Origin of the sequence: Ancylomarina euxina (assembly GCF_003863355.1) — a bacterium.
Taxonomy (GTDB): Bacteria; Bacteroidota; Bacteroidia; order Bacteroidales; family Marinifilaceae; genus Ancylomarina; species Ancylomarina euxinus.
Map to the genome: position 1 here is coordinate 90,599 of NZ_QQWG01000003.1, position 23,247 is coordinate 113,845.

17 protein-coding genes are annotated in these 23,247 nt (G+C 35.9%); 9 read left to right on the plus strand and 8 right to left on the minus strand.

All coding sequences use genetic code 11. The features are described 5' to 3' along the window. Window position 1 precedes the first annotated feature (1 nt). Both glpC and DWB61_RS04185 read left to right on the plus strand, forming a co-directional pair. Entirely contained in the window at window positions 2-1,282 is a 1,281-nt protein-coding gene (gene glpC / locus DWB61_RS04180) for an anaerobic glycerol-3-phosphate dehydrogenase subunit GlpC (RefSeq protein WP_125029638.1), read from the plus strand. A 292-nt stretch (window positions 1,283-1,574) separates the two neighbouring features. Beyond that, a complete protein-coding gene (locus DWB61_RS04185; protein ID WP_125029639.1) occupies window positions 1,575-1,967 on the plus strand; it encodes a hypothetical protein in 393 nt (130 codons plus the stop codon). Between the two features lie 457 nt (window positions 1,968-2,424). On the opposite strand, the gene DWB61_RS04190 is transcribed toward DWB61_RS04185, so the two are convergent. Next, window positions 2,425-3,270, minus strand: coding sequence for a hypothetical protein (locus DWB61_RS04190; RefSeq protein ID WP_125029640.1), 846 nt, complete (start codon window positions 3,268-3,270; stop codon window positions 2,425-2,427). Between the two features lie 1,218 nt (window positions 3,271-4,488). Next, window positions 4,489-4,875 carry an HU family DNA-binding protein gene (locus DWB61_RS04195; RefSeq protein WP_125029641.1) on the minus strand — a complete coding sequence of 129 codons (387 nt, stop codon included), beginning with the start codon at window positions 4,873-4,875 and terminating at the stop codon, window positions 4,489-4,491. Between the two features lie 435 nt (window positions 4,876-5,310). Between DWB61_RS04195 and DWB61_RS04200 the strand changes: the two genes are divergently transcribed. Then, window positions 5,311-5,841, plus strand: coding sequence for an RNA methyltransferase (locus tag DWB61_RS04200; protein WP_125029642.1), 531 nt, complete (start codon window positions 5,311-5,313; stop codon window positions 5,839-5,841). A 142-nt stretch (window positions 5,842-5,983) separates the two neighbouring features. Here the strand turns inward: DWB61_RS04200 and DWB61_RS04205 are convergent, their stop codons facing one another. The 5 genes from DWB61_RS04205 to DWB61_RS04225 form a co-directional block, all read right to left on the minus strand. Beyond that, on the minus strand, window positions 5,984-6,790 hold the full coding sequence (locus DWB61_RS04205) for an ATP-binding protein (RefSeq protein WP_125029643.1): 807 nt from the start codon (window positions 6,788-6,790) through the stop codon (window positions 5,984-5,986). A 280-nt stretch (window positions 6,791-7,070) separates the two neighbouring features. Beyond that, complete coding sequence (locus DWB61_RS04210) at window positions 7,071-8,795, minus strand: tetratricopeptide repeat protein (RefSeq protein ID WP_125029644.1); 1,725 nt, start codon at window positions 8,793-8,795, stop codon at window positions 7,071-7,073. A gap of 112 nt (window positions 8,796-8,907) precedes the next feature. Continuing rightward, on the minus strand, window positions 8,908-9,543 hold the full coding sequence (locus DWB61_RS04215) for a deoxynucleoside kinase (RefSeq protein ID WP_125029645.1): 636 nt from the start codon (window positions 9,541-9,543) through the stop codon (window positions 8,908-8,910). Between the two features lie 139 nt (window positions 9,544-9,682). Continuing rightward, window positions 9,683-11,800, minus strand: a complete 2,118-nt coding sequence (locus DWB61_RS04220; RefSeq protein WP_125029646.1) for a prolyl oligopeptidase family serine peptidase — start codon at window positions 11,798-11,800, stop codon at window positions 9,683-9,685. A 168-nt stretch (window positions 11,801-11,968) separates the two neighbouring features. Further along, window positions 11,969-12,463 carry a hypothetical protein gene (locus DWB61_RS04225; RefSeq protein ID WP_125029647.1) on the minus strand — a complete coding sequence of 165 codons (495 nt, stop codon included), beginning with the start codon at window positions 12,461-12,463 and terminating at the stop codon, window positions 11,969-11,971. Window positions 12,464-12,650: 187 nt separating this feature from the next. Between DWB61_RS04225 and rlmB the strand changes: the two genes are divergently transcribed. Next, complete coding sequence (rlmB, locus tag DWB61_RS04230) at window positions 12,651-13,394, plus strand: 23S rRNA (guanosine(2251)-2'-O)-methyltransferase RlmB (protein ID WP_125029648.1); 744 nt, start codon at window positions 12,651-12,653, stop codon at window positions 13,392-13,394. Window positions 13,395-13,492: 98 nt separating this feature from the next. Here rlmB and DWB61_RS04235 read toward each other — a convergent pair whose 3' ends face one another. Further along, entirely contained in the window at window positions 13,493-16,555 is a 3,063-nt protein-coding gene (locus DWB61_RS04235) for a cytochrome c biogenesis protein (protein ID WP_158614367.1), read from the minus strand. A 566-nt stretch (window positions 16,556-17,121) separates the two neighbouring features. Here DWB61_RS04235 and DWB61_RS04240 point away from each other — a divergent pair. The 5 genes from DWB61_RS04240 (at window position 17,122) to ccsA (ending at window position 23,232) form a co-directional block, all read left to right on the plus strand. Continuing rightward, window positions 17,122-18,375 (plus strand): alginate export family protein, encoded by a 1,254-nt coding sequence (locus DWB61_RS04240; RefSeq protein WP_125029650.1) that lies wholly within the window; start codon window positions 17,122-17,124, stop codon window positions 18,373-18,375. 71 nt (window positions 18,376-18,446) lie between these two features. Continuing rightward, window positions 18,447-19,040, plus strand: a complete 594-nt coding sequence (gene nrfH, locus DWB61_RS04245) for a cytochrome c nitrite reductase small subunit (RefSeq protein ID WP_125029651.1) — start codon at window positions 18,447-18,449, stop codon at window positions 19,038-19,040. Between the two features lie 18 nt (window positions 19,041-19,058). After that, window positions 19,059-20,570 (plus strand): ammonia-forming cytochrome c nitrite reductase, encoded by a 1,512-nt coding sequence (gene nrfA / locus DWB61_RS04250; protein WP_125029652.1) that lies wholly within the window; start codon window positions 19,059-19,061, stop codon window positions 20,568-20,570. 554 nt (window positions 20,571-21,124) lie between these two features. Further along, on the plus strand, window positions 21,125-22,351 hold the full coding sequence (locus tag DWB61_RS04255; protein WP_125029653.1) for a cytochrome c biogenesis protein ResB: 1,227 nt from the start codon (window positions 21,125-21,127) through the stop codon (window positions 22,349-22,351). Between the two features lie 95 nt (window positions 22,352-22,446). After that, window positions 22,447-23,232 (plus strand): cytochrome c biogenesis protein CcsA, encoded by a 786-nt coding sequence (gene ccsA / locus DWB61_RS04260; protein ID WP_125029654.1) that lies wholly within the window; start codon window positions 22,447-22,449, stop codon window positions 23,230-23,232. Window positions 23,233-23,247 lie beyond the last annotated feature (15 nt).

Sequence of the window (23,247 nt, forward strand, 5' to 3'; positions counted from 1 at the left end):
GATGAAGAAGGAAATATTTGAGCCGTTTAATATCAGCGACAATAATTTTGAACAATGTGTGAAGTGTACCATTTGTACCGTCTATTGTCCTGTTCTGGAAGTTAATCCTGACTACCCAGGTCCTAAGCAGTCTGGTCCCGATGGGGAACGATTACGTTTAAAGGATCCTGGTTTTTACGATGAGGCATTAAAACTATGTTTGAACTGTAAACGTTGTGAGGTTGCTTGTCCGCATGGGGTTAAAATTGGAGATATCATCCAGATGGCCCGCATTAAACACTCTAAGAAAAAGCCAAAGTTTAGAGATATGATTTTGGCCAATACCGATATCGTAGGGAGCATGGCGAGCACATTCGCACCTCTTGTTAATCCTATGGTTGCTTTGAAGCCTGTCCGTCGAATAATGGATGGTGTGCTTAAAATTGATCATCACCGTATATTCCCTAAATATGCAGGGATGAGGTTTGAAACCTGGTATCGCAGATATGCGGCTAAGAAACAAATGGATTTTAAGAAACACGTTAGTTATTTTCATGGCTGTTATGTGAATTATAATTTCCCTCAGCAGGGTAAGGATCTCATTAAGATTATGAATGCAGCAGGTTATGGTGTTCATCTTCTTGAAAAGGAAAAATGCTGTGGAGTGGCTTTAATATCCAATGGTTTGATTAAACAAGCCACCAAACAGGCACGTCATAATGTCGAAGCCTTTAAGAAATCTATCATCGATAAGAAGATGCCGGTTATCTCGACTTCTTCAACCTGTATATTCACCATTCGCGATGAGTACCCGCATTTGTTAGGCGTAGAGAATAATGAAATTCGTGATGAAAGTGAATTGGCAACCCGTTTCCTATTTCGTTTAGTCGATTCTGGAAAGCTTAAATTGGTTTTCAAAAAGAATTACAAAAAGCGTATTGCTTATCATACCCCATGCCATATGGAAAAGCTGGGTTGGTCTATATATTCAACTTCGCTATTGCGAATGATTCCGGGAGTAGACTTTGTGTCGCTTGAGTCACGATGCTGTGGTATTGCAGGAACTTACGGATTTAAGAAAGAGAATTATGAAACCTCGCAAGGTGTCGGTAAGCCTCTATTCGATCAGATAGATAGCTCTGATGTTGATTTTGTAGCTACCGATTGTGAAACCTGTAAGTGGCAAATTGAGATGTCTACATCAAGATCGGTACAGCATCCCATCTCTATACTTGCAGAAGCACTGGATGTGGAAGCGACCATGAAACTATGGCAAAACGAATCGGCTGAAATCAGCTTATAAACCAAACGATAATATGTAAAAGAAACCTTGCATATCTTTGATTTGCAAGGCTTTTCTATTTTTCATTTGCGAGTTATCCGATGAATTTTCATCATATAGAGTAATCATCGGATAACTGACCAATTATTTATCGATAAAGGAACCCGATACTACCGAAACGAAGTGGAGATCAGCTGTTGTTTATGACTTATATTTCTGATAATTGAATGATAAAGATCGATTCGAATTTATGAATTGAATTATATGTGTTACTTTTGAAACGTTGAAATGTTTCATCATCAATCTTAAGTTTATGCCGTATCAAGATGTGTTTGTTCTTTTCTGGGAACAGGTAAAAGAAAGTGTGCAAGAAGGCCGTTTTGCCAAGTTAACTATGGCAAAGACCATTGGTAAGCCCGACTTGAGAAATATATTTGTCAGACCAGTCGCTTCTGAGGATGGCTTTAAGGTCTTAGTGAAATTGCGCTACAGATCTAAAGAGACAGAGGATGTGGAAAACGAACTGACATTAGAAGAGGCTTTTGTGGTTTTGGAATCACATCTTAAAAAGCCTTTTTTATCTGTTCTGCTATTTTCCACAACAAAGGATCTTACTTTCAAAATTAATAAAAAGGGAGCGGGTAGCATTACCGAGAATTTGCCAACATTCCATGAGGTTATACAAGCTCAAAATGACGAGGAATAGTTGGCTCTTAGCTAGTCAACCAAACGATATATTTTAAAAAGAAAGCCTTGCAGATCTACGATTGGCAAGGCTTCTTTTTTATGTGAACGGGTAGCTGTGTTGTTAAGCTTTTCTATTTTTCGTTTGCGAGTTATCCGATGAATTTTCATCATATAGAGTAAGTATCGGATAACTGACCAATAGGGCGTAGTCCCAACAGAACCCAGATCAAAACACCTGAGTTGTTGAAAAATAAATGTTTATAGATATTGAAATGTTTTAATGTCCCCTTATTTGTCCCCACTTAAAAATTTTCATTTGTTAATGAAATCAATGGTCCAGAGATTTATGTCTAAAGCAAGCGATTGTAGAATTCTAGCAAGAATATAAACACATAGAGGAGTAATTAGACTCCTCTATGTGCTTTTTGAGAAACAGTTTGTAGGAAAGTTTCTAAATATGTAAACGATACTTCCATTTAAAAATTTACTGTAATTGGATCTCCCCAAGTTTCATCTAAAGTTATGTTGAATGGTGAATTTTTAGTTGTTGTTTCATCTTTTAATATCTCACCTGAAATAGTTGTTGTACAATTAGGAGCTAGTGGGACATCATTTATTGTTCTTATTTTTATAATCGTATTTGCTTCTGCATTATACACTGAAACTTTAACTGTTGCTAAATAAGGTGTATTATCTACTATATTTGGTACTAATAATTGTGATGTTTTATTTGATAATGGAAAACTATTGTAAACAGCTGCTCCATCAGCAGCACGTGTTCCCATCCAATATGAAGTAGGCATATTTTGTATTTCAATACATAATGCTCTAGTGCCTTCCAGATCTGTAAAATTATAAGCTATTGCAGCAGATATACGCTTTAAATCAACAGTTACTGCATTTATTATATTGTCAGTTACAGTGAAGTCAACTTTACCTTTAAAGAATCCTGTAGTTGAAGCTCGTGCTCCATTCATCTCCCAAGAACAATTAATATATTCACTACCTGCACTCATTGCTGCTCCATCTGTCAAATCATGTCCTATTAATGTGACGGTATAGTCACCTGCAGGTAATTCATCAGCTATTGCTGAAGTAAACTGAATTGTTTTAACAAATGTACCATCTTGTTTAAATAATAAATATTCATATACTGGTAATACTATTCCTGTTTTGGTATTTGAGATTTCACTAGTTAAGCTATTTGTATTAAAAGTAACTTTGTTAAGCATAGCTTCTGGTTTTACTTCAGCATCTTTATTTTTTGAACATCCGGTGAACATTGTAGTAATTACAGCTACGATAAATAATAATTTCCTCATTTGATTTACTTTTATAATTGATGAATATTTACAATTGATTTTTCGAAATCAAAATTATAAACAATAGTTTTTCATTCCTACTGTCAAATCTGTCAACTTTTCGAGACGGAAAATAACATTTAGAAGAAGTCTTTATCTCGAGAACTGGATAAGTTGAAAATTGAGCCAAGAAACGAAGCTTATTTATTTGGGGGAAACTTCACTAACGCCTGACACACTGGGCTATTCTAAGAATGAATACAGATAACAAAAGCCAGTTTTAGAAGCCAGAAACCCGTTTCCGGTATTTGGGATATAAACTATACAAAACATACTTATAAAAATATCCATTACTGATAAAACCCCTATAAAATGGGAGATTTTACAAAGCCAACAACCAATTTTTAAACGGGGTATTTAAACCGATAACTCGATAACGGTAGTATTAAATAGGAATTATATTTATTTAAGATATAAACTCACTTTCATCTGATATATGAGTCTTAAAAAAGATTGGAAAATATCATATCTAATCAATCTGAATCGCACTTTACTTCCGATTCAGCCTAAACACTAAAAAGCCTTTATTGAGGTGTCCACTATATAATCGTGTGGGCTAAGTAAATCAAATTTACTCTTCGGTTGAAAAAATTCTATAAAAATAGAAATAAGTGCAATTTTGAGTCAGAAATAATAACCAGACTATTCTTTATTGTAATGAATGAGAATCCTTGTTCTAGCAAAAGGAGGATAGTAAAAACTAAAATAAATGGAATTTAATTGCAAAATGAAAAAAACGTCAAAACTGAAGACAATAGAATTTGAATTCAAAACATATGGTCCCATAGATTTTTTAAAAGACATATTGAATAAGTATTTAATAAAAAGAGAGCATCAAAAAGCTCTCTTCTTTTGTGGTGTATTAATAATTGTATGCTTTTTAGCGTATACCTAAAAAAAAGATAGAAGTAAGCTCTGAAAATAGGGCAGTAGGAGGTGTTCATTAAGCTTGGCTAAAAGGGGTACAGGGCTTTCGTTTTGCTTATGAAGGCTTGTTTTCTGCAACAAAAATCAAGGCTTATTTGTGGGTGTTGTAATATGCTGGTAATGAGCAGTGCTTGGGGATCAAAAAAAACATAGTGTTGTTTTTAAAAAACAACACTATGTTTTGAGTAAAATGTGCTTATGTTTTTACAAAAACATAAGCATGTTTTTTTTAACAGATAGCCTTAATCATTTTTACACGACCTTTTCGTATGTCAAATTTGTTAGCATAGTCTTTAATTCCTTGCCGGGTGTAAAAAGTGTTTTTGCATTTTTTATGGAGTGAGCAGTGACATCTTCTTTATTTGCTTCCCCATTGCTGCTAATACTCACACGTAGGCTACCAAGCTCGCCAAGGCGAACAATTGAACCTTCTTCCAGTCCGTCTTGCATGACTTCTACCAGTGCATAAAGTACAGCACGAATATCTGCACCACCAACCGTACTGTTTTGAGCAATACGCTTGGTGAGTTTCTCAAGTGTTAATTCACCATTACTAGCTGAACTTGCATAAAATTTTTTCTCTCCGCCACCCACGACACCTGGCTGACCTCTTTCAATGACTTTGTACTTGATTGTCATATTGTAATAATTTTTAATCCGTAATTGTTCTGATTTTTTAGTTTCGAGGTGCAGCTATCTGTCCTGTTTACAGTAATCACCTATTCTAAACTAAAATCAAAATGTTTGATTTTACGTATTAAGTTTTATATTGCGGGCTCCATCGGCCTCCTCTTCCAGTTGTCTCGCCAAAGTCGTCCGGTTGATGACCAGCCGATGGTTTACCTCATTTTTATGAATGACTTGCTTTAGTCGTCATCCAGTAAAACAGTTATGAAATTATATAAAATATTTTTAACAACATAATGAGTTATTAAGTTTCGTTAGGCTATTCTTTTGTTTTGTGTATCTCCTTTTCAGGTTTCCTTCTAAGTTCGTTATAGCATCTCCCACATTTTATTTTTATTCTAGTCTTTTAGTATTAAATTCGCGCCATCATTAAAAGAAACCATTAGCATGAGGAAGTTGAAAAACAGCGAGCTGAATCGCAAAAGTATAACTGAGTTTAAAACGGCAGAGAAAACACCCTTTATAATTGTGTTGGACAATGTGCGCAGTTTAAACAATATTGGTTCGGTCTTTCGTACTTCTGATGCGCTTTTGATTGAGGCGATTTACCTGTGTGGTATTACAGCCACACCACCACATCGCGATTTGCACAAAACTGCTTTGGGTGCTGAGGATTCTGTGGCTTGGAAATACTTTGAGAAAACAGAAGATGCTGTTGCCGATCTTAAGGCGAATGGTTTTGATGTTTACGCTATTGAGCAAGCCGAGAACTCAATTTCTTTGCCTGACTTTGAAATTGAATCGGATAAAAAATATGCCTTTGTTTTTGGTAACGAGGTAAAAGGTGTACAGCAATCTATTGTTGATGCTTCACAGTCGTGCATCGAAATACCTCAGTTTGGAACCAAACATTCATTCAATATCTCGGTAAGCTGTGGTATTGTTCTTTGGGATTTATTCTCGAAGTTAAGATTCTAAAAAGTACGCCTAAAGTTTTAGACGCAGATTATAAGGATTAAAATATGATCGATATACAAGATTGAAATATGATTTTTCAATCTTAATAAAATCATCATTAATCAGCGTCTAAATCGATTTGTGAAAATCAAATTTTGACCCTCTATACATTGAATTCGAGTGTGACAATTGTTCCAGGGAACTCTTTGCGCGTTAGTTTTGAGAACTTACGGTGCTTCACTTGTTTCCATACACCATTACCCGAAATAATTTGAATTTTACCATCGTTTTGCTCAATAAACTGACGAATGGTAAATAAACCCATACCATTGTGTTTAAATGGTTTTGAGGTTGATCCTGACTCTACAGCCCATCTTATGGCTCCCATACCGTTTTGAGCCTTTTTTAAGACAGCTGTCGCCAATTGTGGTATACTAGCTCCTCTATTTACGATACTGATGATTAGCTTCTTATTGTGTACCGATACGTAATGCGAAATAAACACTTCTTTACGATTGCTATGAGTAAAAGCATTTCGGAATATTTCAGCGACACAGAGTTCAATCGCCATTTTTAGCTGAGGATTCAAAGCGACATCAGGACGTTCCGGGAATATTTTATTTTCCAGATAATCGGTCAGTTCGCTTTCATCATCACTATTAAAGAATTGGCATTTAATAAGACTCTTCCAAACATCTTTTTTCATGCCACCTCTAATCATTTTCTTGGTATAGAAAAGGTTAAGAATGGAATCTTGAAGATTGATTAAACGAACCTTATTCTTGCGTCTTTCACAATCCATAATAAGACTTCCTAATACCGCAAAAAGATTGGATTCAATGAGTTTAGTCTCATGAAAATTCAGAACGACTTCGTCCTTTATCAATTGCTTCGTAGAGGTATATAATTCTGTTAGGAATAGATGACTCTGAAAGTTATTAGTAAGTTTTTTAGGGATGATGATTTCCATATTGCTTGGGATATAATTCAATATTAAAAAAAGATGATACTTCTTCAAGTGGTTACATGACGGACCTCTTTAAATTAAAAGTATCATAGTTTACAAAATGGAGAAATTTAAGTGGCGACTAAGATATAAAATATCCTTCATATCCATATATCCTTTGGCTAATTTTAGATGGATATCAGCTATTCGTATGATGAACGGAAGGAAAGCTCTTGATAATAGGAGCAAAAAAAAACGACTCTAGAGAGAGTCGTTTTTTTATATGCTTTAAGTTTGAGTTTAATTACTCAACAATAGCTTTAAATTCTGCATTTTCAAAAACAGTATAGAATTCAAGATCTGACTTAGCGAAAGCTTTTAATGAAGCATCCTTAGCAGTAGCTGATTTCAAGTTAGAGAAAATTAAGTTGTTGTTGTTAGTTCTTGCACCAACAATAGCTTTAAGGTAGTCAACCATAGCATCATCACTTGTGTTCTTGTTCAATTTCTCAAGAGCAACCGTGTATTTTCCAGCTAAGATGTTTGCTAAAGCAGAGTTTACAGCATAACACTCACCAAACTGCTGAGTTGCTAAGTCGTACTGAGCTTTTTTAATTGCAACGATACCTAAGTTGTAGTTTACTTCTTTACCTGCACCTGTAGCAGCACCAAACAGTACTTCAGCTTCAGCAACATTACCATTAACTAATTCTACAGCACCTAAGTTGTTTTTAACAACTGCGTTGTTAGCAGAAAGTTGATCAGCTTTGTCGAAGTTAGCTTTAGCTTCCTCGATTTTTTTCATTCCGAATAAAATCATACCTGCATCGTTATGAGCTCTCCAGTCAGCAGCAAATTGTTTTTTAGCTGTGTTGTAGATCGCTAATTTCTCGCTAGCTACTTCAGTTAGAGTTGCAGCATAAAGCAATTCTTCAACGTTTAATTCAGCAGGATTGTTCTTAGCAAGATCTTTAATTTTTTCGTCTGATTTACCAATATTATCAACGTTTACAAGGAATTTAGCTCTTCTTAATTTAGGAAGGATCTCTTCTTTAACTTCAGAGAAAGCAGCCGAAATATTTCTGATTTCTTTTTCACGTACTTCAGGATCTGTGTACATTGAAAGAACACGTAGAATTAATTCTTTATCTCTGATGTTAGAGGCTTGCATTAATTTTTTGAAACCATCCCAGTCCTCAGGAGTCACATTAGATTTGAAGAATTCCTCGCTAGTGTAATCAGAAAGCTTCGCTTTCTTCATTGATTTCTTCACATACTTCGAAGAAGATACTTCACGTTTACCAGCTAATTTCTCATTGAAATCTTCCGCTCCATCAGGTGATGCATAAGCCGAAACTTCAATCCCTTTATATTCTTTCTTAGCGTCAGCTTCAACAGTTTTGAAGTACTCGCTTAGAGCTTTAATATCTTCGCTTTTCATTTCTGACCAACGAACGTTAGCGCTGTTGATTAGGTAATGAAGATCAGCTTCTTTAGTTTCAGCAATAATTCTTTGGAAAGCATCTTTACCAATAATATTAGCAGGTTTATTTTGAACAAGAGTAGCAGTCGCTTTAACCCCTTGTGCAATTTTTACAGGATCAAAATCCAATGATTTTTCACCTTTTTGAGCTGTCATTCTAACTTCTAAGTCAGATATACGCATGGCAACTTCATAATCAACACTCCCTTTATATTTAATTGTTTTGCCAGCTTCGTAAGGTACAACTTCAGCATTTCCTTGTACTTTTTCACCCTGTAGAGTTCTTGGCGCAAAAGCAACTTCTCCACCTTCAAACTTTAATACCGGAGTCGCAATTAAAGTCGCTTTCTTGTTAAAATAGTTAGCAGGTATTCTAACGCTAACCTCAACATCAACTTTCCCAGCGTGAGTTTCTAGAATCTCTGGAGTCACATTGTAATCAATGTCACTTGCATTTTTTTTCATCTTACTCATTCCAGCACAACCAGAAAGTAAGGCACCAGCTAGTAGCATAGCTGCCACGTGATTAAGCTTGATTTTTTTCATGATAATAACTTAAATATGTTGTTGTAATTAATTAAAAGGATATGAAAACAAATTTAAGAAAAATTTATTCACTAAAAGATTCAATTTTGATTAATGTTTGGAAACTAATCTTCTAGATTATGACTCTATTGAGACCTTTTTTGTATTCGGTGTTAAAGATCACGTCACAGATTTTAGAATAGTCAGAATTATTTCCAATAAAATCGATGTTATTTGTATCAATAACGAGGAAGTTCAGATCTTGTTGTTGTTTGAAGAATGAAAAATAACTATTCTGAATTTTCAGTAGATAATCTGCTGTTATGTCTTGCTCATAATCCCGACCTCTCATTTTGATGTTGTCCAGTAACTTGTCCACATCTGAATGGAGATAGACATATAAATCAGGTTTAGGTAAAGAGTTGTAAATGATATGAAAGAATTGACTATACAGTTTATATTCATCATCTTGAAGCGTCTGTTTAGAGAAAATCAAAGACTTCATAAAATAATAGTCAGCAATGGTGAACGATTTGAATAAATCTTGTTCACTCAATTCATTTTTTAATTGATTGTATCTATCGGCCAAAAATGACATCTCGAGAGGGAATGAATATTTCTCAGGCTCCTCGTAAAATTTAGGCAGGAAAGGGTTATCTGCAAACTGCTCCAAAATGAGTTTTGCATTGAATTCTGAAGCTATTTTGCTCGATAAAGAGGTTTTTCCGGCACCTATATTTCCTTCGATGACGATAAAATTATAATCCATTAAAAGTGTGTTTCTGATTTGGACTCGTAAAAATATAAAATGCTGTTTAAATAATAGGCTTTTTAAAAAAAAGAGTAGCCATTGTTGATAAAAAAATCAAAATGGCCACTCCTGTAAATTCGTGTTAGTATGCTTTAAGTTATTTTATATCAGGGCTTATATTCATGTTGTAAAAGATGAATGACCAGATATCTGCATATTCTTCAATTTGCTTAGATGTTGGCATGCCAGCACCATGGCCTGCATTCGATTCAATTCTTATGAGAACAGGCTGATTTCCTGTATGTTTTTCTTGTAGAGTGGCTATATATTTAAATGAATGAGCTGGCACGACTCTGTCATCGTGATCGGCAGTTGTAACCATTACAGCAGGGTAAGCTTTATTACTTATATTATGAATAGGCGAGTACTTATAGAGATAATTAAACATCTCATTGTTATCCTCACTGGTTCCGTAATCGCCAGCCCAAGCCCAACCGATTGTGAATTTATGATAGCGCAGCATATCCATAACACCCACTTCGGGAATAGCGACTTTAAAAAGGTCGGGACGCTGATTGATAACAGCTCCTACAAGTAAGCCTCCATTTGAACCACCTTTTAAGGCTAGCTTTTCAGCATTGGTATATTTATTTTCAATTAGGTATTCAGCGGCTGAGATACAATCATCAAATACATTCTGTTTTTTCATTTTTGTACCAGCCTGATGCCAATCTTCGCCATATTCGCCACCACCACGTAAATTTGCAACAACATAAACACCTCCATTTTCTAACCAAACTAAACGGCGAGGAGTGAAGTAGGGGGTTAAACTGACATTGAATCCGCCATAGCCATATAATAAACATGGATTGTTTCCATCCAATTGAGTTCCTTTTTTGTAGATAATAAACAGTGGAACCTGGGTGCCATCCTTACTTGTGTAGAACTTCTGTTCTGTTATAAAATCTTCAGGATTGAAATTGATTTTTGGCTGATAAAATAGTTCTGATTTTTTTGTTTCGAAATTATACTTGTACGCAATTGCAGGTGATGTGAACGATTCGAAACTATAGAAAGCCGTTTTTTCATCCTTCTTCCCAGAGAAACTTCCAGCTGTGCCAATTCCAGGTAGATCGAAATCATAATCGAAGCTACCATCCAAATTTAGAATTTCGATTTTTGAATAAGCATCCTGCATGTATGTGGCTACAATTTTACCACCTGCAAGTTTTACACCACTCAAAACATTCTCATTTTCGGCGATGATGTCTTTCCAGTTTTCCTTGGCTGGATTTTTAACATCAACAGAAACTAAACGGTATTTTGGAGAACCATTATTGGTATACATCAATAAGCTACCATTGATATCATCAATAATATTGTGATCGAAAGTTAATTCGTCGGTAATCAATTTAAAATCGGCTCCTTTTTTGTCTAGTTCTTTAAAATAAAGCGCATTCCCATGTGAAGCAGACATAGCCGATAGAATGAGGTATTTCTCATCGTCGGTAACAGAAGCTCCATATAAACGTTTCGGAAATTTTGAATCTTGATAAACTAGTTCGTCATCAGATTGCCTGTGGCCTAGCTTGTGATAATAGACTTTATGGTATTCATTAGAGTTCGATAATTCGGTGCCTGCCTTTGGAGCATCGTAGGCACCATAGAAGAAACCGTCTTTATACCAGGAAACGCCTGAGAATTTAATCCACATTAAATGATCACTGATATCTTCACCTGTTGCAATGTTTTTTACAAATACTTCGTTCCAATCCGACCCCGATCGAGCAACTAAATAGGCTAAGTATTTGCTATCGCTTGAAACAGATATCCCTGCAAGTGCAACTGTTCCATCATCAGATAATTGATTTGGATCGAGTAGAACACGAGCTTCATCTTCAAGTTTAGATTGGACGTATAAAACGGCCTGGTTTTGTAAGCCATCGTTTCTATAGTGGAAATACAATTCACCCTTTTTAAAGGGAACACCAATCTTGGGATAGTTCCAAACCTCGGTCAGTCGTTCTTTAATCTTCGCTTTGAAAGGAATGCTGTTTAGAAAGTTATCGGTGACTTTGTTTTGCTCAACAACCCAGGCTTTAGTTTCATCAGAATTATCGTCTTCTAACCATCGGTATGGGTCGGCAACTGTCGTGTTGAAATACAGATCTGTTGTGTCAACTTTTTTTGAAATGGGGTAGTTCATTTTTGTTCTTTCGTTGGAACAGGAAACCATTATCGAAATGCAAAATAATGGCAAAATAAGTTTCTTCATGATTTGAACTTAAGGATTAGAAATAGGTTTTAACTCCAGTTGAATCAGTATTATTCAGAGAATAATAATCTGAATTAGAAATGATTGTCTTAAAGTTAGAATTATAAATCTAATAACTCAATATCATATTTGGAAGGATATTTATTGCTGTTCTTATTATTTAGAATGCTAAAGCTGTTTTCCTGTTCGGGCTTGATGCTTATCTTTTTTTGCTCCTAGTATATTCCCAATGACCATGCCTATACCTGCACACAAGAAAAATAGGTGTGGATTAAAACTATAGAATGTTCCATAACTCAGAAGTAAACCAAAGGCCACACCGACTAAGGTATAAATGCCAGAGTAGGTATAAGTGAAATGATGAGCTTGGTATATTTGATGTGCATCTTTTAGATGCTTGATCAGTTTTTCAACCCTTTTCTCGTATTCGCTTCTATTAACCCCAGATTTGTTTATCAGGCGATCGAGATCGTTCACTATTTTCTCCAATTCGATTTTAGCATGCTTACAATCCAAACAATTTTTGTGTTTGACATGATCTATTAATGCAGCTATTCGCTTTAGTTTTTCGATTTGATAAAAACGATAATCCTTTACAGAAATATGTTCGTCAATTTGATTATCAATGTTATTGTTGATGCTGTCGAGCCAGGAGTTTTGCATAGAATAAAAATATTTTGAGCAAATTTAGTGAAATAAAGAGAGAAACGTTCATGCCTTTTCCCTAAGCTTTTAGGCCTTTAGAATATATGTTTTCAATGATTTTATGGATATGCTTTTACTTAGTTGTATGATTGGGATTTACCTACTACCTTTGCCTATTCAGAAAAATAGAATAATAAGTAGACAAATGGCAAAGCAAAGACAAGAAATGTTGTTCGGGATTAGAGCAGCAATGGAAGCGATTAATAGTGAAAAAGAAATTGAGAAAATATTGATTCGTAGCGGTCTTGCTGGACCATTGTACAATGAATTTTTCGAATTGGTTCGTACAAAAGATGTGCAATATCAATTTGTTCCAAAGGAAAAGATTGATGCAATGGATCAAAGAAACAATCAAGGTGTTATTGCCTTAATTGCTCCAATTGCTTATCAAGAAATTGAAGATGTATTGCCAGAGATTATGGTTGGGGGAAAAATTCCTTTGATTTTAGTGCTTGATCAGATTACTGATGTTAGAAACTTTGGTGCAATTGCTCGTTCTGCTGAATGTGCAGGTGTTCAGGCGATTATTATCCCTTTCAAGAATTCGGCTAAAGTAACTCCAGATGCTATTAAAACATCGGCTGGTGCTTTATACAACATCCCAGTTTGTCGTGTACAAAACCTAAAGACCTTAGTTCGTGATTTAAAGAAAGAAGGTATTCGTATTGTTGCAGCTACCGAAAAGGGAGATAAAATGTACACTGAGGCTAATTTGACTTTGGCAACAGCTATTATTATGGGATCAGAGGATGTTGGTATCGATGATGCTTTATTGCGTCTTGCTGATGAGCAAGTGAAGATTCCAATCTTAGGTTCGATTGAATCATTAAATGTATCAGTTGCTGCTTCGTTAATGATTTATGAGGCTGTTAGACAAAGAAATTTGTAAGTTTTAGGTCATTCGACCATATAAGATATTCCAATAAAAAAGTCATTCGATAAATCGAATGACTTTTTTTATGACTGAATTTATTTTGAATAAGGAGACTACTCAACCTCCTTTGTATCATATTTTCTATAGTTGTAATAAGCCGCTACGCTCAATACGATAAGAATTCCAACCGTATAATATACCCAAGATGGAACAGGAATTGGATCACCTTTTGCGTAAGAGTGAAGTCCTGCAAGGTAATAGTTTACTCCAAAGTAAGTCATGATGATAGAACTATAGGCCCATACAGATGCAAGGTTGAAGGTGAAGATTGATTTTAAACCCGGAATGTAGCGCATATGAAGAACAAAGCTGTAGACTAACACACTGACCAAAGCCCAGGTTTCTTTTGGATCCCATCCCCAATAACGACCCCATGATTCGTTGGCCCAGATACCGCCTAGAATAGTTCCAATGGTTAGACTATATAAACCAATAATCATAGTCATTTCACTAATTCGACTTAACTCAACAACTGTTGTATCAATCCTAATTTCATTCTTTTTGTTTTTTAATACCATTAACAATAGGCTTATCATTCCAAGAATAGTTGCCAACGCAAGGAAACCGTAGCTGCCTGTTATAATTGCAACATGAATGGTTAACCAGTACGATTTTAAAACAGGAACCAAGTTGGTTATTTCAGGACTCATCCAGGATAGGTGGGCTACAAATAAAGTAAGACCCGCTAATACCGAAGTTGCTGCCAAAGCAAACTTCGATTTTCGGGTAAATAAGAATCCCGCAAGAAGACAGGCCCAAGCCACATAGGTCATCGATTCAAATCCATTACTCCAGGGTGCACGACCGGCGATATACCAACGAGCACCTAAACCTATCGTATGCATCAAAAAGGCAACACTTAGAACAATAAATGCAATGCGGAATAACCACTTGATTGACATTTTAGGTGTGATGATTTTTGCAACCAATGCAATAATCAGAATGAAACCAATAAGAAGGTAGTACGGGAATAATTTTTTGAAAATATTGATATTATTGTAAAGAATCTCAGTTTTTATTTTGCTTGCCGATGGCATCACTTCTTTACCATAGGTATTCTGATATTTCTTGATGCCATTGATATACATATCTGCAGAGTCGTAATCATGAGCTTTAAGAGACTGACTAAGCATTAATATTGACTTCTTAATGAATAATGAATCTTCACCTTGAACATGAATAGGCTCCTTTGGATGGTACCAAGCATGGTTTTTGTCTTTAGGATCGGGGAATAGTTTTAAAAACTCACCTGTAAATACCATATAACTGATGTTCACTCTTTCGTCAACTGAGATAATCTCTTTGTCGTAAGCAGTTCGATTTGCAGGCTTACGAGAATAGGCATCTTGAACTTTTTTCCCAAGTTTGTATTGTCCTCTGATATCAAGGAAATTGGCAAAACTTGCATATTTTCCACTTGCTCCAATCTCTCGAATTAAGTCAGGGTTGCTAACCTTTATAAGTGGTGTTTCTTCCCAGCTCTGAGGATCGATAATCATACTCAGGAATACTTGATCTGCATTAAGACCATCAATACGGCTCTTTTTGCTGATTTTACGAATAACCTCACTGGCTAATGTATTGATCGGTTCGAATCGACCCGTTTTGTCTTGAACGACCAGTTCACCAAAACTCTTTGCTTGCTCCAATGGCACTTCTATTCTGTTTCCATCTTGAGCATAAGTTGAAATACTACCTCCCAAGGCTATAATTAAAACAAGAATTGTTTTCAAGCTTTTACTTTTCATCTGACTTAAAGCTTTAAAACGAGTTCCAGATGCGATTAATGACCAAACCATACCTACAATCATTAAGAAATAGCCAAAGTAAGTCACCATCATTCCCCACTGATCGTGATTAACCGATAGGATTGTGCCACCCTCGTCGGTATCATATGACGATTGGTAAAAGCGAAATCCCTGATGTTTTAAAATGTTGTTCATATAGATACGGTAATCTTTCTTGATGGAACTTAATGTGTCAATCAAGGTTACTTCGCTTGCAAACGAAGATGGACTCATAGAACCAGGATAGCGTTCAAGCTGAAAATCGTTGAGCTTAATGAAAAAAGGTAAGTTCAAATATTTTGAGCCGTAAGAAACGCTAACATTTAAACCGTTAATTTGTGTTGTTTCAGGTGTACCGATATAATCTTTAAATCCTTTTACGATCAATTCTTTTTCTTGCTCACCACTTTTTACATCGAAAACTAAAACGGTTGGTGCTTTTTTATCTTGAGTATTAACATACTTGTATTTGGCGGAAGGAAAGAAATTCTTAATGATCAAACGTATTCCATTAATCTCATATAATTTTCTTGGACCAATGGTATACCATTTATTGCTTTCCATTTGAGCACCTTCTCCACCCATCATATTTAATTCTTTGATCGGGTAGGGGCTTTTTATTCTTAAACTATCGGTATAGGAGAAGTTAGTTGCGAGTTCAGTCTCTTTTTCGCCAAATGAAAATAAATTTTCACCAAGCACTTTATGGCTGTTATAATCAAGACTGAATGTTTGCATGCCTTGCATTTTGTTTTCTGTGGTTGCAGCAAATGTTATAACAGGTGTGCCACCAGCTTCTTCAATTAGGCTCGTTGATGCGTTAGGAATATAATGCTTTAGACTGACTTTAATGTTCTTCTCATTAAGCGATAGTTTCTCATTAAGACTAACATTACTCAATGCACTCATGTTGAGTTTTATGGATTCTTCCGCTTTATTACCATTCTCTTCAACTATTATATCGACATAGCTATCGATGCTGGTAATTTGACTTGTGGCTTTCCCTTCTCGAATATGCATGCTGCCTTCGTAACCTACATAGCGGGTAATTCCTGATCCCAAAAGAATAATAATGAATGAAACATGGAAGAGTCCCATAGCCCATTTTTCTTTTTTGTAAAGCTTATATCTATAAATGTTAGCTGCGAGGTTTACTGTAATTAAAAACAGTAATATTTCGAACCAAGCTGCATTATAAACAACAGCTTTAGCAGCTTGAGTCCCAAAATCATTTTCAATAAATGTGGCAGCACCGATAGAAATTGCAAAAACGGCAATCAAAGTGCCCATCATTTGCATAGAGAAGAGAAAGTTTAGTAGTTTTTTCATATAGTTCTGTGTGTAATATAACCCATTAGGCTTATTGGGGATGAAAATGTCTTTTTTAATTAACGACTTGAAGATAAGATTTTCCATGTAAATAGAACTATAGGGAAACGATAATTCGAGTATAAAAGTTCTAGTTTAGAATATCTGGATCCTAAGTGGATATAATGCTTATTAAGAACAGAAATAAATTATCGCAAGATAAATGGATGCTGTTTTATTAGAAACGATTGATAATCAATAAGAGAAAAAAGAGAAAAAGGTATTAATATTTAAATATAATAAGTTTAAATAGTCCCTTATTATTGAAAAACTTCTTTATCCTCTGTAATATTGCAAATGTTAAAAAATATTACAAACTTGAATTTCAGTTTGTTGAATTTCTTTTTTTTAATGAAAAATCAAAGTTTTGAAAATGGATGGGATTATCATTCAAGCCATAATTATCAATTGAAACGATGATTTGATGAAATAATTGTTTTGAATTTTCAGCCTTATACTTCCTACCTAGTTGTATTCTGTTGTGTTGAATTTTCAGTTGTTAAAAATGAAAACTAAATCATAATCTAATGGAAAAATTACTGCTTTTACTTGTAGTCCTTATTGGAGCATTATTGCCTAATACAATAATGGCTCAGTTGAAATTTACTGGCGAAATGCGACCACGTACAGAGTATCGCAATGGTTTAAAATCGTTGTTTAATTCTGAAGATGATGCAGCATTTTTCACTTCTCAGCGTACTCGTTTAAACTTAAACTATACAGACGCTAAATTTAAAGTTGGTTTGTCTCTTCAAGATGTGAGAACATGGGGCGATGTGGCTCAATTGAATATGTCTGATAAGAATCAGTTGATGTTACACGAAGCTTGGGGGGAATTACTTTTCACTGAGAATTTCTCATTAAAAGTGGGTCGTCAGGAATTGGTTTATGATGATCATAGAATTTTAGGTAATGTAGGTTGGGCTCAGCAGGCTAGAAGTCATGACTTGGCTTTATTAAAGTTTAAGACAGACGATAAAGGTCAGTTGCATATCGGTTTGGCATACAATAACGATATGGAAGCTTTGAAGGATCAATTGTATACAACTTCGTATAAGAGCATGCAGTTTGCATGGTATAATCGTCAGTACGATAACTTCAATTTTAGCTTATTATTCCTAAACAATGGTCTACAAAGACTGGATGTTGACAATTTAAAAACTTATTACAGTCAGACTTTGGGAGTTCATGCGAATCATAGTAAAGATAAGCTAGGGTTAACAGGTTCAGCTTATCTTCAAACGGGTAAAGATGCTGCCGATCGTGATTTAAGTGCTTATTTGGTTTCTTTAGGAGCTAACTACGCTTTGAGTTCAAACTTTAAGGGGAATATTGGTTTTGAAATTCAGTCAGGAACTGATACGAATGAGCAAAATGCAAATTTCGATAATAAATCATTCACACCTCTTTTTGGAACCAATCATAAATTTAATGGGCATATGGACTATTTCTATGTGGGTAATCACACAGGTAATGTTGGTTTAGTTGATGCTTTTATTGGTGGTGCTTATTCTAAGGATAAGATCTCTTTTGGAGCAACACTTCACCGTTTTGCTACACAAGCTGATTTAATGTTAGCGGGAGAAAAACAAGACAGTTATTTAGGAACAGAACTTGACCTATCATTCGGATACCAATATTCTAAGTCAGTAACTTTTAAAATGGGATATTCACAAATGTTTGCTTCTGATTCAATGGAAGTGCTTAAAGGTGGAGATTCTGGAGAAAGACAATGTTGGGGATGGATGATGTTAGTGTTCAAACCTAATTTTCTAAAATAATACCTGATGTTTCTGATCTTTGGCATTTGTCAGGGATCAGAAATTTTCAGTCATATTCAATCTAAGAGCCAATGGTAAAATTATTCAAATTATTAACCCCTCCACCAAAATGGAGATTTCCGGTGATGATTGTCTTGGGTGCTTTTGTCGGATTAGGTATTCATGTGCTTTATTTATCAAAGGCACTTTCTTACCTATCTGATGATCCAAAGACATGTGTCAACTGTCACGTTATGGCACCTCAGTATGCGACCTACAACCATAGCTCGCACCGCGAAGTTGCCACATGTAACGATTGCCATGTACCACACAATAACGTGTTTAATAAGTACTTTTTTAAGGCAAAAGACGGATTAAGACATGCAACAATGTTTGCCTTAAGAATGGAACCGGAAGTCATCTTTATTTTGGAAGAAGGTCGCGAAGTGGTTCATAACAACTGTATTCGCTGTCACAGTCAAACACTGACTGATCCTAAACTGGCAACGCAAGTACCACAACACACGCATAATACGCAAGGTAGAGTGTGCTGGGATTGCCACAGGGAAGTTCCCCACGGAAGGGTTAATAGCCTTTCGAGTGTTCCAAACGCACGCGTACCTGTACCTTCAAGTCCAATTCCAGATTGGATGAAAGATTATTTAAAAGAAACTGATACCAAATAAAACTTAAATAAATAAACTATGAAGCCTATTAACGAATCAGTAAATAGAAGACCCTTATTGGGGTGGCTTATTTTCTTAGCTTCTCTAATTGTTGTTGTTCTTTTGGGGATTTTAGCGTCTTCGATTATGGAAAGAAGAGCTGAGTCTGTATTTGCCTATACACCGCAGGTTAAGCATGACCAGTGGGAGCCTCGCAACGAGGTGTGGGGTGAGAATTTCCCTCGCGAATTTGAAACTTATTATAAGACTGCCGATACGAGCTTTAACAGCAAGTACAATGGGAGTGCCATGATTGACATGTTGGAAGTTGATCCTCGCTTGGTTGTGCTTTGGGCAGGTTATGGTTTCTCAAAAGACTATAATCAAGGTCGTGGTCACTATTATGCCATTGAAGACTTACAGAATACCTTACGTACTGGTGGGCCAAAAACAGAAAATGATGGTCCGATGCCAGCGACCTGTTGGACATGTAAATCACCTGATGTACCTCGTTTAATGAACGAGATTGGTGTTGCCGAATTCTATAAGGGAAAATGGGCAGGTAAAGGTCATGAAGTTGTGAATCCAATTGGATGTGCTGATTGTCATGATGCTAAAACAATGAACTTGAGAGTAACTCGTCCTGCCTTAATTGAGGCTTTCCAGCGTCAAGGAAAAAATATCGAAGATGCAACTCACCAGGAGATGCGTTCTTTAGTATGTGCTCAGTGTCACGTTGAATATTATTTCGATAAGAAAAAAGTAGATGGTGCCAACTACCTAACTTTCCCTTGGGATAAAGGCATGAATGTTGAAGCGATGGAAGAATATTACGACGAGATTGAGTTTAAAGATTGGACTCATAAGTTGAGTAAAGCACCTATGTTGAAAGCTCAGCATCCTGGTTATGAAGTTTACCTAAAAGGTATTCACGCTGATCGTGGTGTTTCTTGTGCTGACTGTCATATGCCTTACAAATCAGAAGGTGGACAGAAATTTACAGATCACCATATCCAGTCACCTTTGAACAATGTGGCTAATTCATGTCAGGTTTGTCACCGTGAGGAAACTGAGAAGTTAATCAAGAACGTATACACACGTCAGGATCAAATTATCGAAAATCGCGATAAGCTTGAGGAACTTTTGGTTCGTGCTCACGTTGAGGCTAAGAAGGCTTGGGATTTAGGAGCTGATGAGGCAACTATGAAGCCCGTACTAATGATGATTCGTCATGCACAATGGCGTTGGGATTATGCTGCTGCTTCTCATGGTGGATCATTCCATGCTCCAACTGAAATTAGCCGTGTTGTATCAACGGGTATCGTTCGTGCTCAAGAGGCGAGATTACAATTAGCTCGTATTTTTGCTAGCAAAGGATTCAACGAAGAGGTTGCTTACCCAGATATCGCTACTAAAGCTAAAGCTCAAAAATTCATTGGTTTGGATATTGAGAAATTAGAAGCAGAAAAAGCAGAATTTAAGAAGAATATGCTTCCTGAGTGGAAGAAGAAAGCTGAAGAACGTGAAAGCGCTTATCAGGTTAAACGTTAATCTTTAATAGATATTCAATATGAAAATGCTGCCCATTTAGGGTGGCATTTTTTTTGCTTAATGTACAAAGTACAGAGCATGAAAAATTGATCTTTTGCCGAATATCAATACTTACAAAACCTGAAAAAGGAATATTTGGGTGGATGTACAAAGTACAAAGCTTGAGAAATTGGCTTTTTAACGAATGTACAAAGTATAAAGCCTGAAAAATGAATTTTTGAATGAATTTACAAAGTACAAAGTCGGAAAAATGAATTTTGGGATGGATGTATAAAGTAGAAAGCTTGAGAAATTGGTTTTTTATCGAATGTACTAAGTACAAAGCAAAAATAAGCATTTGGAAAGTTGATAAATATTAAATCCTGACTTATGTCTTATTTGTTTATGCCCTGCGGAAAAGAGAATGTAGATAAACCTATATTCTCTCTTTTAATCGTTTAGCATGCGATTAGTTTTAGATTATTATTCGTACTTTCAAGTCTTTTATTATGTGAGAATAAAACATCACAATAATAGAGGTTAAGAACCTTACAAAGCCTAACTATACACACTATATGTCTATAAAGAAACCCATCTGGCAGCACCCCTTTGGATATGCTGAAAGCTTTATTATTTCATTTGGTATTTTAAGTGTCGGATTCATACTGGAATTTATATTACCCAAAACACAATCGACACTTGTCTTTCCTTTAAACCTTATTTTAGGAATTAGTTTTTTTGTCCTATTAGTTGTTTCACATTTCCTTTTCAGGAAGACAAAGATTCATTCATTCCTATCAGGTATTCCTCTAACCATTGCTTTGGTTTCCAGCTTAAGTTTTCTGGTTATTCTAATGGGTATTTTGCCTCAGGTTTCATCTCATAAAACCGGATTGATTCAGCAGTTAGGTTTAAATCAAATGACCAGTTCATACCCCTTTTTAATGATCAATGTTCTTTTGTTGATCGTTCTAGCTTTTGTGAGCTTACGAAAGACCTTTCCTTTTAAATTAAAGAATTGGGGTTTTGTATGCAGTCATTGGGGCTTATGGATTGTGATTTTTGCTGGTGGTTTGGGTTCTGGTGATTTGCGCCGATTGAAAATGGATGTGTATGAGAACAAGATCGAATTGCAATCATACGATGAAAATAAAAAATTATACGAGATGCCTTTAGCCATTAAATTGAAGGATTTCTTGATAGATGAATTTAATCCCAAGTTAGCCATTGTTGAAAATGAAACGGGGAAATTGTACGAAGCACAGAAGCCATCCATGATCATGATTGAAAAAGGGCTTCATTGTGATCTGCAAAGCTGGAAAATTCAGGTTGAAGAATTTTATGTGGCATCGGGAAGGGCAGGAGATCGTTATTATCAATTAGCCGATTTTGGAGCAGCACCTGCTGCGAAGGTTCAGGCTATTTCACCTCAAAATGATACACTGCAAGGCTGGATCTCATGTGGAAGCTTCAATCGACCTCATGAATCTTTAAAGCTTAATGATCAGTTTTCTTTGGTGATGACAGTTCCTGAGCCAAAGCGATTCTCTTCTGTAGTGACTTTCTATACGCCAGATGGTAAAAAACAAGATGCCACGCTTGAGGTGAATAAACCTGTGACTGTAAACGGATGGAAAATATACCAGTTGAGTTACGATGATAAAATGGGACGCTATTCCAATAAATCGATTTTAGAAGTCGTTCGTGACCCTTGGCAGCCTTATGTTTATTTAGGTATTTTCATGATGATGATAGGTGCCGTTTATATGTTTTGGAAAGGACGAGAAACAATTAGAGAGTAGGTCAGTTTTTATTTGTAATTAAGTTTTCTCATTCATTCTTTTTCCTTATTTACTTTTTCACTCATTTACACTTTCACTTTTTTACTCATTTACCCATGATCTGGTCAAATTTTATACTCGTCTTACTAAGCAGTAGTCTACTGTGGTTATTGGCTCTTATCCTTTATAAAAAGGAATTTTTGAAACGCTTATTTATTGTTTTGGGAACAGTTTGTATTGGTGCTTTTATCGCTTTTTTGTGGGTGAAGCTAGAACGACCACCTTTGAGAACCCTAGGAGAGACACGCTTGTGGTATGCCTTTTTTCTCCCTGCCATTGGCATGATAACGTATATGCGTTGGCGTTACAATTGGATGCTTTTTTACAGCTTGGGGCTATCGCTACTGTTTTTAGTAATTAATTACATGCATCCCGAAAACTTCTCGAAAACGCTTATGCCAGCTTTACAGAGCCCTTGGTTTGTACCGCATGTGGTTGTATATATTTTTGCTTATGCCTTCTTGGCTGCTTCCTCATTGGTAGCTGTTCGTGGCTTGTATCAGCATTATTACCAAAAGTTGGATAGAAAGGTGATGTTAATGGCGGATAACTTGGTGTATCTGGGTTTTGCTTTTTTAAGCTTAGGCCTGCTTTTCGGAGCACTTTGGGCCAAAGAAGCTTGGGGACATTATTGGACTTGGGATCCCAAGGAAACATGGGCCCTTATTACTTGGTTAGGTTATTTAATCTACATACATCGCCGCCACCACATGCCAAACGTATCTAAATCCTCACTTTGGATTCTCGCATTGGCTTTTGTGATTCTACTGGTCTGCTGGTTTGGAGTGAATTATTTGCCATCAGCACAGTTTTCTGTTCATACTTATAGTCAGGCTCCCTGAGTCGATTAGTGATTA

What these genes read in the sequence shown, in the direction of transcription:
- glpC (WP_125029638.1), top strand. Translation starts at nt 2, where the DNA reads ATGAAGAAGGAAATATTTGAGCCGTTTAATATCAGCGACAATAATTTT.
- DWB61_RS04185 (WP_125029639.1), top strand. Translation starts at nt 1,575, where the DNA reads ATGCCGTATCAAGATGTGTTTGTTCTTTTCTGGGAACAGGTAAAAGAA.
- DWB61_RS04190 (WP_125029640.1), bottom strand. Translation starts at nt 3,270, where the DNA reads ATGAGGAAATTATTATTTATCGTAGCTGTAATTACTACAATGTTCACC.
- DWB61_RS04195 (WP_125029641.1), bottom strand. Translation starts at nt 4,875, where the DNA reads ATGACAATCAAGTACAAAGTCATTGAAAGAGGTCAGCCAGGTGTCGTG.
- DWB61_RS04200 (WP_125029642.1), top strand. Translation starts at nt 5,311, where the DNA reads ATGAGGAAGTTGAAAAACAGCGAGCTGAATCGCAAAAGTATAACTGAG.
- DWB61_RS04205 (WP_125029643.1), bottom strand. Translation starts at nt 6,790, where the DNA reads ATGGAAATCATCATCCCTAAAAAACTTACTAATAACTTTCAGAGTCAT.
- DWB61_RS04210 (WP_125029644.1), bottom strand. Translation starts at nt 8,795, where the DNA reads ATGAAAAAAATCAAGCTTAATCACGTGGCAGCTATGCTACTAGCTGGT.
- DWB61_RS04215 (WP_125029645.1), bottom strand. Translation starts at nt 9,543, where the DNA reads ATGGATTATAATTTTATCGTCATCGAAGGAAATATAGGTGCCGGAAAA.
- DWB61_RS04220 (WP_125029646.1), bottom strand. Translation starts at nt 11,800, where the DNA reads ATGAAGAAACTTATTTTGCCATTATTTTGCATTTCGATAATGGTTTCC.
- DWB61_RS04225 (WP_125029647.1), bottom strand. Translation starts at nt 12,463, where the DNA reads ATGCAAAACTCCTGGCTCGACAGCATCAACAATAACATTGATAATCAA.
- rlmB (WP_125029648.1), top strand. Translation starts at nt 12,651, where the DNA reads ATGGCAAAGCAAAGACAAGAAATGTTGTTCGGGATTAGAGCAGCAATG.
- DWB61_RS04235 (WP_158614367.1), bottom strand. Translation starts at nt 16,555, where the DNA reads ATGAAAAAACTACTAAACTTTCTCTTCTCTATGCAAATGATGGGCACT.
- DWB61_RS04240 (WP_125029650.1), top strand. Translation starts at nt 17,122, where the DNA reads ATGGAAAAATTACTGCTTTTACTTGTAGTCCTTATTGGAGCATTATTG.
- nrfH (WP_125029651.1), top strand. Translation starts at nt 18,447, where the DNA reads ATGGTAAAATTATTCAAATTATTAACCCCTCCACCAAAATGGAGATTT.
- nrfA (WP_125029652.1), top strand. Translation starts at nt 19,059, where the DNA reads ATGAAGCCTATTAACGAATCAGTAAATAGAAGACCCTTATTGGGGTGG.
- DWB61_RS04255 (WP_125029653.1), top strand. Translation starts at nt 21,125, where the DNA reads ATGTCTATAAAGAAACCCATCTGGCAGCACCCCTTTGGATATGCTGAA.
- ccsA (WP_125029654.1), top strand. Translation starts at nt 22,447, where the DNA reads ATGATCTGGTCAAATTTTATACTCGTCTTACTAAGCAGTAGTCTACTG.